Source organism: Solibacillus daqui, from assembly GCF_028747805.1.
Classification (GTDB): domain Bacteria; phylum Bacillota; class Bacilli; order Bacillales_A; family Planococcaceae; genus Solibacillus; species Solibacillus daqui.
The window spans coordinates 3,785,608-3,800,532 of the sequence record NZ_CP114887.1 but is presented as its reverse complement, the minus strand read 5'-3'; the positions used below and the strand labels follow the sequence as shown (position 1 = coordinate 3,800,532).

Below are 14,925 nucleotides of genomic sequence, written 5' to 3'. Positions count from 1 at the left end.
GGAAATAGTAGAAATGAAAAAGTGGAAATTCTTAACGGCAGCAGCCTTAACATTAATGTTAGCAGCATGTGGCTCGGATGAAGAGTCAAAAACAGAAGGTACAAACGATCAAGCGTCTACTGAGCAGAATGCAACTGATAGCAAAGAAAATGCAGCTACAGAAGCACCAGTATTCCCAATGACTGTATCTCCACTTACTGCAGGTAGTGAAACAGAAGACGGTAAATCAATTACTTTCGAAGATGTAACATTTGAAGAAGCTCCAAATAACATTATCGTATTCGACTATGGCTTCTTAGATACACTTGATGCATTAGGCGTTGAAGGTATCGTTGGTATAGCAGCAAACGGTGGTAAAGGGAACATCCCAACTCACATTAAAGAAAAATACGTAAACGATTCAGTAGCAGACGTTGGTTCGTTAAAACAAATTGACTTCGAAAAAGTAGCAGCTGCTAACCCAGATGCAATCTTCATCTCTGGTCGTCAAGCACCGTTCTATGAAGAATTAAAAGAGATTACGCCAAACGTTGTATTCATTGGTTCTGACAACGAAAACTATGTCGACGGTGTATTCGAAACTGTAGACTTAGCTGCTCAAATCTTCGGTAAAGAAGAAAAAGCAGAAGAGTTAAAAGCAAACTTACAAGCGAAAGTTGACCAAGTGAAAGAAAAAGCTGCTGGTTATGAAAATGCTTTAGTAGCAATGTATAACGACAAGAAAATCTCTGGTTTCGATAACGGTCCAGATTCTCGTTTTGCTTACGTTTACAATGACTTTGGCTTCAAACCATCAACAACTGAAATTACTTCATCTTCACACGGTTCGGATTTCTCTTATGAATCAATCCTTTCTGTAGACCCTGAAGTATTATTAATTATCGACCGTACAGCTTCTGATGTAGAAACAATCAAAGCTGATATCGAAAATGATATTATCAAACAAACTCGTGCTTATAAAGAAGGCAAAATCGTTTACCTTGATGGGGTAAACTGGTACTTCTCTTCTAACGGTGTAACAACTGAAGTTGACAAGTTAGATGAAATCTTAAACGAATTAAAATAATTTCATGAATACGGAGCATGTCTCAAACTTGAGGCATGCTTTTTCAAAAGGAGCGATTTTGATGTTCGTACAAATCCGTAAATGGACAGTAACAGAAGGCAATTCAGATAAAATTATTGAACGCTTTAGCAAAAAGCCAGGTGAAGGTCCATCATTATTAGAGCAACGCGAAGGCTTCATCAGTCGCGAACTATTAGTGAAAAATGTTCGTCGTGGGGAAGAAGAAGTTGTCATGATTATTCGCTGGGAATCAGAAGAGGCATGGAAGGCTTGGGAAAAGAGTCCAGAGCATATTGCTGGTCATAAAAAGCAAATTGCTGAGCACGGTGGTAAACCGCCGAAGCCAGAATTTGTGATTTCAATGGAACATGGTAACTATACTGTTGTAGAGTAATAGAGTAAGTTTATTGTCCAACTACTTCATCCGAACAAAAGGTGAAGTAGTTTTTTTATTTGAAAGGGACACTATGTTAAAATACATGTAAGAATTGTTAGATTGGAAAGTAGGAAATAAATTTGAAAAAGTGGGCATATCCATTAGCACTTGTTACATTTGCCGTTTTTTTAGTAATGGCATTTAATTATAAATCTTCAAGCTTTATCGCGTTTGATGAACGAATTGCATCTATACTGCGCGGTAATGAATTTATAGGGTTGTTTCATTATTTAGGTGAAACGGTGTTTGTTGCCATTGTGACATTAATGGTGTTCTTTTATTTTTGGCTTAAGGAAAAAAATTACCGTGTAATGTTGTATGTTGTGTTAACGATGGCAGCTGGAACGGCAATCAATCAGGGGCTTAAGGCATTTTTTGAGCGCCAACGACCTGAAATTGCAGAGCAATTAACTTCTTATAGCTTCCCATCTGGACACTCGCAAATGAGTGTACTTTACTTATTTATGTTAGCTTATTTATTTTCAAAAATAACAACGAACCATAAACGCACAACACTTGTATGGATTGCTGCCATTGTGTTAGCTTGCTTAATAGGGTTATCACGTATTGCAGAAAGCCGTCACTTTGCTACTGATGTGCTTGCAGGATGGAGTATAGGCTATACATGGTTTATTATTTGTGTAATATGGTACGAGCTACGTGATCGTAAATATAAACAACTAAGAGAATGACGAAGAAGTAACTTTGACCACCGTAAAAAGAGGTTTATATTGGTATGAGACGAGACTGTTCAAAAGGGAAACACCTTTTGGACAGTCTTTTTTTGCTATGAAATTTGGCTTATAACATAAGATGTTACCTTATTGAAAAAAGTTGAGTGAAGGAAACTTTGAGGTTATAATAAGACTAATTAATAGAATGAAGAAGGAGAATCATATGGGTGATGACGTATTATTAGCGTTAGGTTTAACGCTCTTTGCTGGGCTTTCTACGGGGATTGGTAGTTTAATTGCCTTTTTTACTACCCGTACAAATAAAAGGTTCTTATCGATTGCATTAGGTTTTTCAGCAGGTGTCATGATATATGTTTCACTTGTTGAAATCTTTGTGAAAGCAAAAGCTGCATTAGTAAATGTTCATGGCGATAAAATGGGGTATTGGCTCACAATAGTTGGTTTTTTTGGTGGAATGTTTGTCATTGCATTAATCGACCGTTTTATTCCAAAGGGTAACAACCCACATGAAGTAAAATCAGTAGAAGATGTACAAAAAGCGCAAAGTCTTGGGCAGGGAGATATTGAAGCAGATCGTTTAATGAAAATGGGATTATTTACAGCACTTGCAATTGCGATACATAATTTCCCAGAAGGGATTGCGACGTTTATGTCAGTATTACAGGATCCTAATGTTGGGATTGCAATTGCGATTGCCGTAGCGATTCATAACATCCCAGAAGGTATTGCCGTGGCAATTCCAATTTTCTATGCGACAGGTAAGCGTATGAAGGCGTTTAAATGGTCGTTCGCTTCAGGTTTATCTGAACCAATTGGTGCATTAATCGCCTATTTAATTTTAATGCAGTTTATGACTGATACAATGTTTGGGATTATATTTGCTGGGGTTGCAGGGATTATGGTGTTCATTTCCATTGATGAATTATTACCTGCAGCAAAGAAGTATGATGAAGCCCATTCATCAATTTACGGTTTAATTGCAGGTATGGCAGTTATGGCAGTAAGCTTAGTACTGCTTGCATAATTAGGAATTTAATAAAGCACAGAAATTTTACAGACTAAAAATTTCTGTGCTTTTATTTTTTTAACAGTATAAGAAAATATAAAATTTTCCAAAGTGTCTAGGCTAAAGCGCAGCCCCTCGCACCATTAGAACCCACCTGCAAAAGTGGTGGTGCGTTTACTTTTGCATCGGGCTCTCCAAAACTTGCGGCTCATACGATGTGAATCATTGAGGGCATGCCACATGGATGTGGTGTTTTGCCCACTCGGGGCTGGAAGGGCGCTTTAGCGCTTTTCTTACTACTTAAGAAGCGGTCGTTACGTTTTCTGATGCAACGGTGAAGCTTGAGTTTTTATGTTCGTTATTTTCGATTTCATCTAATAGGGCTACGGCATAGTCTGCGTAACTTATATAACTATTAAATTGTGAGTTAACTAATAGTTTTTCATTGCCCGTTATATAATGTCCTGTACGTGGCCCGTCTGAATCGAACATCGCAGAAGGAATGACAAAAGTCCAATGAATCGAGGAATTTTCTAAGTCTTGTAGATTTTGCAATTGTGCCTTAGCATTTGCGACGAGTTGTTCTGGATAGTCTTCAGTGTCCATTAAACGTTTTGTATGTGCCTTATCAACAAAGAGGCAGCCCGAGCTTCCAACGACAAATAGTGTTTTGTCGGTACCTTCTAATAACGATATTAAGTGCTTTCCAGCTGTAACATGTAAATGTGCCTCTCCTGGTAGTGGGGCAAAGGCATTCACAATAATATTAAAAGGAGCAAGTTGTTCTTTTGTTAAATGGAATAAATCACTTTCAATAATAGCTACATCCTCGACTTGTAACGTTGCGCTATTTTTAATGATGGCTGTAGCATCGTGGTTACGCATAATTGCCTCACGTAAAATATGAGTCCCTGCCTTACCAGCAGCTCCAATCACAGCAATTTTCATATACATTACCCCTTTCAACTTGTAGATTACTTAATATACCCGTTTAGTAAGAGATGTATGCAAAAATAGTAAAATGTCAGTCTTTAGTATGAGGAATGATTGAAGATGCATCAAAAAAGAAAGAGTGCATTAAAAGTTATAAAACCTCAAATGCACTCACCACTTAATGTTTTTGTTCATATGCCACAACGCGAGAGCCTATAGCATCTGCTTGTGTTAAGACGATGCGATGTTCTGGAAACTGTGCGTTCATAGCTGTAAGGAATTGCTCTTGAATAGCGGTTGGTATAATAGAAATTAATGTTGGACCAGCACCGCTTAATGCTGTACCGTATGCGCCGGCTTGTTTAGCAGCTGAACGAATTTCAGAGTAGTTTGGAATTAGCTTTGCTCGAAATGGTTCATGGAACAGGTCTTGTTCCATATAATGACCGATACGTACATAATCTTTTGCAATGAGTGATGCGGCTAGCATATTTGCGTTAGCGCTTGCTCGTACTGCATAGCCTCGATTAAAGTCCTGAGGTAAAACCCCTCGTGAATCCGCTGTTTTTAGCTCAACATTTGGAATGAACACGACAAAAGCTGCATCTACTTCTGGAATATGCAGTGTATCCACAATACCTTGTTCATCCATTGAAGAAATTGTTAATCCACCAAGAACAGAAGCTGTTGCATTGTCAGGATGTCCCTCAATTTGGGAAGAAATATTGAGCTTGTCTTGGGTCGATAAATTTAAACCTCCTAGAAGGTTTGCTAATTCAATCCCTGCAACAATTGCCGCAGCACTACTACCTAAACCACGCGCAAGTGGCAATTCGCTCGTCATTTCAACTTTACATGGTTTTAAGTTCGTATTGTACTGTGCGGCTATTTGCTGTGCAATTATATAAATTAAATGTGTTTCAACTGTTGTGTCAGTAGGAACGTGTTCACCAATATGAACAAATTCCCACTCATTTTGCAATGTTACGTCTAACGTTAAGTAAAGAGAAAGTCCAAGTCCAATTGAGTCAAATCCAGGTCCTAAATTTGCTGTACTGCCAGGGACTTTGATTTGCCATTTACTCATAGACTGAATACGCCTTCGATGTAGTTACGGATTTCTTGTTCATCGTTTTTAAGCGATACTAGGTCAACAGTTGAAACGCTCATTGCTGTATCAGGGTCTTTTAAGCCGTTACCTGTAAATACAGTAACAACGCGGCTACCCTCAGCGATTTTGCCTGCTTTTACAGATTTAATAACACCTGCTAATGATGCAGCAGAGCCTGGCTCAACGAAAATCCCTTCACGGCCTGCAATTAATTGGTATGCTGCTAAAATTTCGTCGTCTGTTACTGAGTCGATGATACCGCCTGATTCGTCACGTGCGGCTTCAGCAAATTTCCAGCTAGCTGGGTTACCGATACGGATAGCTGTTGCGACTGTTTCTGGATTAGCAATAGGCTCACCTTTTACGATAGCAGCAGCACCTTCTGCTTCAAAGCCGTACATTTTAGGCAGACCTGATTGTTTTACTTCATTATATTCCTTAAATCCTTTCCAATAAGCTGTAATGTTACCAGCGTTACCTACTGGAATGCATAAATAGTCTGGTGCTTGACCAAGTTGATCAACGATTTCAAAAGCAGCTGTTTTTTGTCCTTCGATTCGGTATGGATTGACCGAGTTAACAAGTGCGATTGGAGTAGTTTCACCAATTTTGCGCACAATATTAAGGGCATCATCAAAGTTACCATCGATTTCAATAATTTTTGCACCGTACATGCAAGCTTGAGCAAGTTTACCAAGCGCTACCTTTCCTTTTGGGATAACAACGATTGATTGAATACCAGCACGCGTTGCATAAGCAGCTGCTGCCGCAGATGTGTTACCTGTAGAAGCACAAATAACAACTTTTGAACCTTCTTCAATTGCTTTAGCTACAGCAAATACCATGCCGCGGTCTTTAAATGAACCAGTTGGGTTTGCGCCTTCGATTTTACCGTAAAGCTCAATTCCTAACTCTTTTGATAAGTTCACTAAAGGGATTAGAGGTGTGTTTCCTTCATTTAAAGATAAAGCGGGTGTATTTTCTGTAACAGGTAAATACTGTTTATATTCTTCGATTAGACCTTTCCACATAGACAAATTAGCTCCTTATGTTCTCACTAGGTGAACAGTTGTTTTTATATACAAGACATTTTAAACCTATAAGGTGTCTATTTCAATAGGAAAAAATAAATTGTCTAAACTATTCAATAAATTAGAAAGTAGTTGTCACTTTTGAGAAACAAATGTATGATAGAAAATGTTAAGTCAGGTGTAAAGACACATGGAAGGTTGGGGAGTAAAATGGGAAAGCAAAAACAACAAGCACAGCCACTTTCACGCAATAAGCTGTTAGGCGTTGCGGGTGTTGGTTGGATGTTTGATGCAATGGATGTCGGTATTCTTTCATTCGTTATTGCCGCACTAGCGGTAGATTGGGGATTAAATAGTAGCCAAATGGGTTGGATCGGATCAATTAACTCTATTGGAATGGCTGTTGGTGCACTTTTATTTGGCGTATTAGCAGATAAAGTTGGGCGTAAGCAAATTTTTATGTGGACGTTAATATTATTTTCTGTTGCAAGTGGGTTGTCAGCATTCACGACAACGCTAACAGCATTTTTAATGTTACGTTTCTTTGTAGGGATGGGGCTAGGTGGTGAACTACCAGTTGCTTCAACACTTGTTTCAGAAAGTGTAAAAGCAGAAGAACGAGGACGCGTCGTTGTATTATTAGAAAGCTTTTGGGCTGGTGGTTGGTTAATTGCCGCTATTATTTCATATTTTGTTATTCCAGCAGATTTCTGGCCAATTGAAGGCTGGCGAGTTGCATTATTACTAACAGCAATACCAGCGCTTTATGCAATATACATACGTATAAAGCTACCTGATTCACCGCAGTTTGTAGTAAAAGCTGAATCAAAAAAGCGTTCAGTTTTTCAAAATATTGCAGAAGTATGGAATAAGAAATATGCACGCAATACATTTATGCTATGGATTTTATGGTTTGCAGTTGTATTTTCATATTATGGCATGTTTTTATGGTTACCAAGTGTTATGGTTGGAAAAGGGTTCGATTTAATTTCAAGTTTTAAATATGTGTTAATTATGACGTTAGCACAATTACCAGGTTATTTTACAGCTGCTTGGTTCATCGAAAAGTTCGGACGTAAATTTGTACTTGTTACATATCTTTTAGGGACAGCTGCGAGTGCATTTGTATTTGGTGGTGCTGAAACTGCAACAACATTGCTTATTTCAGGCATGTTATTATCGTTCTTTAATTTAGGTGCATGGGGTGCGTTATATGCGTACACACCAGAACAATATCCTGCAATTGTGCGCGGTACAGGTGCAGGGATGGCTGCGGCGATTGGACGTGTAGGTGGTATTTTTGGACCGCTACTTGTAGGGTCACTGCTTGCGAAAGGCTATGATATTAGTTATATCTTTACGATTTTCTGTGTAGCAATTGTTATTGGCGTACTGGCGGTTATCTTCTTAGGGAAAGAAACAAAGCAAACAGAATTACAATAATTGCTTTATTAAAGGGCTCATTTCATACAGAAATGAGCCCTTTTAAACATCCGATATACACTATATTTAATCTGAGTATTTATATAAGAAAAGTGCACTCTTAGTAATTCTTTATGTATTCTTTTAATCTTTACAAAATTATGTCAATTTTATACATAAAAACATTGATTCTTTAGCTAGTTGAAGTTTTTTCTGAAAACTCATTGAATTCTATTAATATTCATGATAATGTATCCTTTATTATTAGGATTGTTGTACGGAAGTTTACATAGCACTGTTAGCTTACTCTAATTTAGGCGTGTACACATAAGCTTGCTTAGGTTGGGGATTTATTTTATTCGAATTGGTAAGAGTCACAAGTTTTATTGAGGTTAAATAGATAGTGAGAAAAGGAGAGGGAGAAAGTTGAGTATTTGTGATGAGATTAAAAGAAAGTACATTCATTTATCTAAAGGGCAGCGTAAAGTAGCCCAATTTGTAAGCGATAATCCGAATGTTGTAGCGACACAAATCGCTTCTGAAGTAGGCCGTTTAGCAGATGTTAGTGAGTCTACAGTTATTCGTTTTTGTTATGCGATGGATTTATCCGGTTTTGGTGAATTGCAAGATCAAATTAAGGCACACTTGATTGATAAAGGCGAAGTGGCCGCTGTAAAAAAAGCATTGCCTACGAAAAAAATAAAAAATAATCAACTTGGCGCCCAAATTGTAAAACGTGATTTAGCGGGTATTTCAAAAACGTTTAACGGATTAGTGGAGCATGATGTCGAACAAGTGATTCAACTATTACATAGCACTAAACGTATTCATTTCTTAGGATTTAGACAATCTGCACCAGCTGCGTTTTGGATGTACAATAATTTAACGATGCTACGGGAGAACGTATTTTTCATACCTCATGAAGCAGACAAAATTGCACAACAGCTTGCGATGATGGATGAGCAGTCATTATTGGTAGTATTTGCATTAGATGAAGAGTATGAAGATGTGGCTACTACAGTAGAAATCGCGAAACATAAAAATGTCAAGGTCGTAGCTATTCGTGATAAACCTTTAAAAACAGATGAACCTGCTAATATTGTTTTATATGTTCCGTCTGCGCAGGAAGGTGGCGCTACATGTACGATTGCGATTTTTGCATTATTACATTTGTTAGTTGAAGAAATGGTAAGTAAACAGCCACAGCAATATGAGGGATTTAAACTACAGCAAAAAAGAAGGCAATCAAAATTAATAGCGATTGGCCAATGAAAAAGACGTAAAGGTTATAGGGGACCTTTACGTCTCTTTTATTAAAAAATTTTACTATATAGTACTTCATCGACGAATTGTTCATCGATTTTTATTGCTTGAGTACGTGTGCCCTCTTTGGAGTAATTTAACTTGTCGAACAAGTGATGTGCAATCGTATTTGTTATTGTCACACTTGCTTCAAAACGTGATATCCCATTTGTGCGAGCCCATTTTTCAGCTTCCTTTAAGAGAACAGTAGCAAGGCCTTTTTGTTGGAAATCATTGTGGATGGCGATGCGCACGTTTGCAATATGTTTTGTACGAGAAGCTGTATTACCTAATAGCGTTGTATAGCCCGCAAATTGTCCATTGTAAATGCAAAGAAGTATGGTACTTGTTTTGTCTTTGCGCCAATCTGCAATTGTTTTGCGTACTTGTTGTACCGTTAAATTGCGTTCTTGATGGGTATAATAGCCAAATGGAGACTGAGCGAATAATTCTTCTTGTAAATTGATATAAGCACGAGCATCATTAGCTTCAATTGGACGTGTAATATATGTACTTTGAGGCTTATCATCACTCACGACATCTTGTTCAGCGCTTGAGAATGTTACAGAATGCCCTAAAGTTACATTAGTTACATAGTAATCACAGTTAATCCAAGCAAAAAAATGTGTTGAAGGTGCTTTTGTTTTTTTCCACCAGCTCACGTTTAAATACGCTGCATTTGGTAGTTCATGACCCATAATATTTTGAATTTCTTCATATGTAAGAGTAAATGTACTTTGAGTACATGTTTCAAAAAACTGTGCCAATGGAATATATTTCTTTTCCATTTTTTTCATTTATTAATTCCTCATTTCTTTTCATTTCCAAAACCTATTGTATAACAAAACCGTAAAAAATATCATAAATTTATTATAAAATATTAAATTTTAAACAGGAAACTACAAGAAAACTTCTATTCTTCTCTTCATAGCGTTATGTTAAAATGGTAATCGAAAAGCATTTCATATAGGAGGCTCAATTCATGAGTAAAACACTAGTTTTCGGACATAAAAATCCAGATACAGATACAATTACATCCGCGATCGTTTATGCGTACTTAAAACAACAAATAGGTGTAGATGCAGAAGCAGTGCGTTTAGGTGAAATAAACAACGAAACACAATTCGCTTTAGATAAATTTGGTTTCGAAGCACCTCGCTTAATCTCTAACGTAAAAGACGAAGCAGCTCAAGTAATTTTAGTAGACCACAACGAATTCCAACAATCAGCTGATGGAATCGAAGACGTTCAAATTACCGAAGTAATCGATCACCACCGTATTGCAAATTTCCAAACAGCTGATCCACTATACTTCCGTGCAGAGCCAGTTGGATGTACAGCAACAATTTTAAACAAATTATTCAAAGAAAATAACTTAGAAATTCCTGCAAACATAGCGGGTCTTATGTTATCAGCAATTGTTTCGGATACATTATTATTCAAATCACCAACTTGCACAGAGCAAGATGTGAAAGCAGGTGCCGAATTAGCTGAAATCGCTGGTGTGGACGCTGCAGAATACGGTTTGGCTATGTTAAAAGCAGGGGCAGATCTTTCTGATAAATCATTAGAAGATTTATTATCATTAGACGCGAAAGGCTTCGAATTTGGTGGATACAAAGCAACCGTTGCACAAGTAAACGCAGTGGATATCGAGGATGTATTAGGTCGTCAAACAGAGTTAGAAAACTTATTAAACAAAAATGTAGCGGACAACGGTTTAGATTTATTCTTCTTCGTTGTAACAGACATTTTAAACAATGATTCAACGGCAGTAGCTACAGGTCAAGTGGCAGAAGCAGCTGCAAAAGCTTTCGGTGCAGAAATTGTAAATGGCCGTATTGCTTTACCAGGCGTTGTATCTCGTAAAAAACAAATCGTTCCAGTATTAACAGAAGGCTTAAAATAACAAGCAAAAAATCCGGTATTCCTTAAGTGGAATGACCGGATTTTTTTATGTCCAGTGGATAGACAGCTGGCCCCTCGATTACTTGTCCTTCTTTATTGTAGCGTGAGCCGTGGCAAGGACAATCCCATGTCTCATCGTTTTCATTCCATCTTGTTTTACAGCCTAAATGAGTACAGCGCGGTGCATCTCTTCGCGTAAGATAACCCTTGATGAATTCCTTACTGATAAAACTTCCATTTTGCAACATAAAATATAATGCTTTCCCAAAATTAGACCGACTCGGCGAAAATAAATCGCTAGTTGGATTTTTTATTCCTTTTAATAAATCGCAAAGTAATTGCCCTGCTACAAGTGATGAAGATAAGCCCCATTTATTAAAGCCTGTTGCAATATAGAGAGAGTCATCTGTATGATTTACTTGCCCAATAAATGGAATTTGGTCGAAAGTCATCATGTCTTGAGCGTCCCAACAAAAGCTTGGTGCTGGCAATTCAAACAATGCCTGTACTTCTTGCTGAAGGGATTCATAGTAATTCACTTCTGAATTCGTTCCCGCTATGTGTGAATAGCCCCCGTATATAAAATAGGGATTCCCATCAATGCTTGCAGTACGAATTGTTCGACCGGGTGTATCAATGCTTAAATATTGGCCTTCAAGTAGTTCGTTGCATTTTGTAGCGGTTAAATAGGAACGGCTAATTTGCAATTTAAGCATAGTTAAATTTTTTATTGCCTCGATTGGGTAATGGGTGCATAAAATAAGCTTTTTGTAGTGAATAGAATGCGCCAAACTTGTTAATAAATGACGCTTTTTCAAGTCAATACTTGTTATGCGTGTATTTAAGTAGAGCTCTGCCCCATGTTTTCTTGCCAATGATGCAAAGTGATTTGTAAAGGCGACTGGATTAATTTGCGCTTCGTCTTTTATGCCAAGTGCTAATTCAATTGATAGTGACAGCTCTGTATCCTTTGTAGCGATGTAAGGAATACCTAACTGTTCATAGCGTTTGGCTTCTTCGGTTAATTGTTCTTTGCCTAATTTAGTGGTGCTATACAAAAAAGAAGTGGCGCGTGAAAAGCTCTCTGGGTTTTGCTCAACAACTTGTTCGATTGCTTGTCGATTTGCTTTGTAATAGAGTAACCCATCTTCTAACGAAAGCTTGGAATAAATTAATTGATGCTGTGTCGTTAATTTGCCAGTAGAATAAGCAGTTGTACCGTTAGCAAAGTGCGATAGTCCTTCGATTAGGACGACAGAAAAGCCTTGTTTAGCCAATAAATAGGCACTATAAATGCCACTAATGCCCCCACCTACAATACAAATATCGCAAGTAATAGATTGTTGAACAGATGGGGCAGATATAGGTTGCTGGTCAGATAGCCAGAGCGATTGTTTCAAAGAATCACCTTTTATTTTTCATTTTTATTTTTCAGTATGATTATTTGAACGTTATTTTATACAAGTTTATCTTGATTCAGCAGAAGTCCCCTATTTCTACAGGGGGGTATTAATGCTAAAATGGAACTCTTTCAAGGTGGTCGAACCCCAGCTGAATGAAGGAACTCAGGTTAAGGACGCCGCATCGTGCGGCAACACCTGAGTGACCAACATCGTGTTGGCCCAAGCCCTGGCGGATGTCACAGATATTTTTAGTGAGTTTTAAAGAGGAAGTCAGCCTAAAGACGTCACATCGTGTGACAACGGCTGACTGGCCCACGTCCTGTGGCCCCGAGCTTGAAAAAAATCTGGACGCAATTACGCCGAGGCGTAATTGATTTAGTTGTACTTTTAAAGTGGAGTCAGTACAATGAATTCGAAAAGGAGTGAGGAAAATGAAAATAGAAGTATGGTCAGATTATGTGTGTCCGTTTTGTTATATTGGTAAGACACAATTAGAACATGTATTAGAGCAGGCCGGTTACGGAGAGGCAATTGAAGTAGAGCTGAAAAGTTATTTATTAGATCCGACTGTTAAAGAAGATGCGTCAGAGCCGATTTATGAGGGTTTACAACAAAAGTATGGAATGTCAATTGAAGAAGTAAAAAAAATGACCCAAAATGTAGTAGCGCGAGCAAGTGAAGTTGGATTAGCTTTCAACTTTGACGACATGAAAAATGCTAATACAGTAAAAGCCCATCGTTTAGCGAAATGGGCTGAAACGAAAGACAAGGGAAAAGCGTTTTCAGAGCGAGTATTAAAGGCCTATTTTACAGAAGGTCAATTAATAGGACATGATGAAACGTTATTAAATTTAGCTGAAGAAGTTGGTTTAGAGCGTCAACAAGCACAGGCAGTACTAGCAAACGATGACTATTTAGCGGAGATGCAACAAGATATTGCTATTGCACAGCAGCTAGGCGTGCGCGGTGTACCGTTTTTTGTCATCGATCAAAAATACGGTATTTCAGGGGCTCAGCCAAAAGAAGTGTTTGAACAAGCAATTGAAAAAGCAGCACAAGAGGCAGGGTTACGTAAACCGTTAAAAATGCAGGGCGGAAATGGGATTACGTGTACGGACGAATCCTGCGGAATTTAATTTCAGCCTAAAGTCTGAGAACAATCGTATTGATTTTTTACGGTTGTTCCTTTATTATATAAAAGTACCTCGAATTAGAGATACTTGTAATGGAGATATATAATTTCAAAACAAAAATATATGATATAGGGAGTTTAAAGTAAAATGACAAACGTATTAGTAGTAAAAGCAAATAACCGTCCAGACGGAATTTCAACAAAAATGTATAACACTTTCATGGCTGAAGCAGCTACAGTTGAAGGTTTAAATGTAACAACTTTTGATGTATTTGAAGAAAACTTAGCATACTTCGGTCAAGAATTATTCAATGCTTTCGGTAAATTACAAAATGGTGAAGCATTAACTGCTCTTGAGCAAGCTTCAGTTGATTCAATGAACAAATCTCGTGCAGCATTAGATGCAGCAGATGTAGTAGTATTTGCTTTCCCATTATGGAACTTAACAATTCCTGCAGCTTTACAATCATTCATTGATTATACTTACAGCGCTGGTTATTCATTCAAATATAATGAGCAAGGTCAATTAGTAAGCTTAATGACAGACAAAAAATACATCTTATTAAATGCTCGTGGTGGTTACTACTCTACGCCAGAAATGGCTCCTATGGAAATGTCAGTTAACTACATGAACAGTGTAATTGGTGGCGTTTATGGTATGCAAAAAGTAGAAGAAGTAATTATTGAAGGTCACAATGCAAATCCTGCAGAAGCAGAAAACATCATTGCTACTGGTTTAGAAAACGTTAAAGCAGCAGCTCAAAAATTAGCTACAGTTACAGCATAATTGTTGTACTAAATATTAGAAAAGGTCACTCGCTACATTTCGCGAGTGACCTTTTTACCTGTTATTTAAGTATATTCAGCTGTAATTCAACGTTAATGGTAACGAGTTCATCGATTAAAAGACCACCTGCTTCGAGCGCGGCATTGTATGTTAGACCAAAATCTTTTCGGTTAATAATAGTCGTGCAAGTAAAGCCATATGTATCGCCATCCCAAGGATTTTTAACATGCCCTGTATAAATAACATCAAAAGTAGTAGGTCTTGTTATGTTTTTAATCGTTAGGTCCCCATGAAGTTTAAAAGAATTGTTTGTACCTTCAATCGATTTTTGGATAAAAATAATTTTTGGAAAACGATCAGTATAGAAAAAGTCAGCAGAAATGAGATGTTGATCCCTTGAAGTATCTCGCGTATTAACACTGGCTACATCCAATTCAAAGCGAATGAACGCATTTGTAAAGGTTTCAATATCATCTGCTTCAATATGTGCAGAAAACGAATCAAATGTGCCATTAATCTTTGTAATCATCATATGTTTAATTGAAAAGTTAATTGAAGAATGGAACGTGTCAACAGAATATGTCGTCATAATATCACTCCAAAATATGTAACAAATGTATAAATTAATCATAAGATATATCTCTAAAATATACAATGGTATTTTGTTCAAAGTAAGCTACTTACTTTTCGTAA

15 protein-coding genes are annotated in these 14,925 nt (G+C 37.5%); 9 read left to right on the top strand and 6 right to left on the bottom strand.

All coding sequences use genetic code 11. From position 1 onward, the window contains the following. Positions 1–13: 13 nt before the first annotated feature. From O7776_RS18590 to zupT, 4 genes are all read left to right on the top strand, one after another. Positions 14–1,066: a siderophore ABC transporter substrate-binding protein gene (locus O7776_RS18590; protein WP_274308396.1), complete on the top strand. Its 1,053-nt coding sequence runs from the start codon at positions 14–16 to the stop codon at positions 1,064–1,066. Between the two features lie 61 nt (positions 1,067–1,127). After that, positions 1,128–1,460 (top strand): antibiotic biosynthesis monooxygenase family protein, encoded by a 333-nt coding sequence (locus O7776_RS18585; RefSeq protein WP_274308395.1) that lies wholly within the window; start codon positions 1,128–1,130, stop codon positions 1,458–1,460. Between the two features lie 122 nt (positions 1,461–1,582). Further along, positions 1,583–2,194, top strand: a complete 612-nt coding sequence (locus tag O7776_RS18580) for a phosphatase PAP2 family protein (protein WP_274308394.1) — start codon at positions 1,583–1,585, stop codon at positions 2,192–2,194. 205 nt (positions 2,195–2,399) lie between these two features. Further along, positions 2,400–3,221, top strand: coding sequence for a zinc transporter ZupT (gene zupT / locus O7776_RS18575; RefSeq protein WP_274308393.1), 822 nt, complete (start codon positions 2,400–2,402; stop codon positions 3,219–3,221). 282 nt (positions 3,222–3,503) lie between these two features. On the opposite strand, the gene O7776_RS18570 is transcribed toward zupT, so the two are convergent. From O7776_RS18570 to thrC, 3 genes are all read right to left on the bottom strand, one after another. Further along, complete coding sequence (locus O7776_RS18570) at positions 3,504–4,151, bottom strand: NAD(P)-dependent oxidoreductase (RefSeq protein WP_274308392.1); 648 nt, start codon at positions 4,149–4,151, stop codon at positions 3,504–3,506. Between the two features lie 163 nt (positions 4,152–4,314). Then, positions 4,315–5,223, bottom strand: a complete 909-nt coding sequence (gene thrB, locus O7776_RS18565; RefSeq protein ID WP_274308390.1) for a homoserine kinase — start codon at positions 5,221–5,223, stop codon at positions 4,315–4,317. Beyond that, a complete protein-coding gene (gene thrC / locus O7776_RS18560; RefSeq protein ID WP_274308389.1) occupies positions 5,220–6,278 on the bottom strand; it encodes a threonine synthase in 1,059 nt (352 codons plus the stop codon). The genes thrB and thrC overlap by 4 nt, the downstream gene beginning before the upstream one ends. A gap of 210 nt (positions 6,279–6,488) precedes the next feature. Between thrC and O7776_RS18555 the strand changes: the two genes are divergently transcribed. Then, entirely contained in the window at positions 6,489–7,721 is a 1,233-nt protein-coding gene (locus O7776_RS18555; protein ID WP_274308388.1) for an MFS transporter, read from the top strand. A gap of 405 nt (positions 7,722–8,126) precedes the next feature. Beyond that, positions 8,127–8,972, top strand: a complete 846-nt coding sequence (locus tag O7776_RS18550) for a MurR/RpiR family transcriptional regulator (protein WP_274308387.1) — start codon at positions 8,127–8,129, stop codon at positions 8,970–8,972. A gap of 41 nt (positions 8,973–9,013) precedes the next feature. Here the strand turns inward: O7776_RS18550 and O7776_RS18545 are convergent, their stop codons facing one another. Further along, on the bottom strand, positions 9,014–9,799 hold the full coding sequence (locus O7776_RS18545) for a GNAT family N-acetyltransferase (RefSeq protein WP_274308386.1): 786 nt from the start codon (positions 9,797–9,799) through the stop codon (positions 9,014–9,016). A gap of 185 nt (positions 9,800–9,984) precedes the next feature. Between O7776_RS18545 and O7776_RS18540 the strand changes: the two genes are divergently transcribed. Next, on the top strand, positions 9,985–10,911 hold the full coding sequence (locus tag O7776_RS18540; RefSeq protein WP_274308385.1) for a manganese-dependent inorganic pyrophosphatase: 927 nt from the start codon (positions 9,985–9,987) through the stop codon (positions 10,909–10,911). Positions 10,912–10,933: 22 nt separating this feature from the next. Here the strand turns inward: O7776_RS18540 and O7776_RS18535 are convergent, their stop codons facing one another. Next, entirely contained in the window at positions 10,934–12,310 is a 1,377-nt protein-coding gene (locus O7776_RS18535; RefSeq protein WP_274308384.1) for an FAD-dependent oxidoreductase, read from the bottom strand. A 434-nt stretch (positions 12,311–12,744) separates the two neighbouring features. Between O7776_RS18535 and O7776_RS18530 the strand changes: the two genes are divergently transcribed. Further along, positions 12,745–13,449 (top strand): DsbA family oxidoreductase, encoded by a 705-nt coding sequence (locus O7776_RS18530; protein WP_274308383.1) that lies wholly within the window; start codon positions 12,745–12,747, stop codon positions 13,447–13,449. A 144-nt stretch (positions 13,450–13,593) separates the two neighbouring features. Next, positions 13,594–14,232, top strand: a complete 639-nt coding sequence (locus tag O7776_RS18525) for an FMN-dependent NADH-azoreductase (RefSeq protein ID WP_241370827.1) — start codon at positions 13,594–13,596, stop codon at positions 14,230–14,232. Between the two features lie 61 nt (positions 14,233–14,293). Here O7776_RS18525 and O7776_RS18520 read toward each other — a convergent pair whose 3' ends face one another. Beyond that, a complete protein-coding gene (locus O7776_RS18520; protein ID WP_274308382.1) occupies positions 14,294–14,821 on the bottom strand; it encodes a YceI family protein in 528 nt (175 codons plus the stop codon). Between the last annotated feature and the right edge of the window lie 104 nt (positions 14,822–14,925).